Source organism: Deltaproteobacteria bacterium (assembly GCA_011773515.1).
Taxonomy (GTDB): domain Bacteria; phylum Desulfobacterota; class Deferrimicrobia; order J040; family J040; genus WVXK01.
On the sequence record WVXK01000058.1, the window covers coordinates 27,706 to 28,337 of the forward strand.

At 62.0% G+C, this 632-nt stretch carries 2 protein-coding genes; both read left to right on the forward strand.

Features of this window, described 5'->3' with window-relative positions; all coding sequences use genetic code 11:
* The coding region (locus GTN70_06655; GenBank protein NIO16666.1) for a universal stress protein at positions 1-393 on the forward strand (393 nt) is incomplete at its 5' end.
* Between the two features lie 51 nt (positions 394-444).
* A partial coding sequence (locus tag GTN70_06660; protein ID NIO16667.1) for a cation:proton antiporter occupies positions 445-632 on the forward strand: 188 nt, incomplete at its 3' end.

Sequence of the window (632 nt, forward strand, 5' to 3'; positions counted from 1 at the left end):
AACAGCGCCCCCTACAGCAGGATTCTCGTCCCCTACAACGCCACGAAGGTCGCGGCCCTGGCGCTGGAAGTAGCCCACGACATCGCCCGTCAGGTCGACGGGAAGATATCGGTGGTGATCGTGACGGAGCCGGCATTTATCCGGGGCGAGGAGCCGGGGAGGTGGACCGACCTGGCAAAAGCCCATGCCCGGGAGATAGCGGGAATTTACCGGATACCGATCGAACTGGTAACCCTCGAGGGAAACACGGTGAAGGAAGTCGTAAAGCTCGCCGCAGACCACGACCTGGTCATCATCGGGAGCACGACGGAGAACGTTCCTTTCCTGAAACCCCACGTGGGGCATCTCATCGCGGAGCGCAGCCCCTGCTCCGTCCTGGTGGTGACGCATTGACTCATCCATTCCCGGCCAAGGAGGATCGGGGGGACGCCCCCTCTCAGGCACATGCAGGTTGAACAAGCCCTTTCCCTGATGATCATCGCCACGGCGGCCCTTTTGCTCCCGAACATCGCCGGGAGGCTCCGGATGCCCCCCGTCGTGGCCGAGATACTCTTCGGGGTCATCATCGGGAAGAGCCTCCTTGACATTCCCGTTGCGAGCGAGTGGATCACGATCCTTGCCGAAATCGGCTT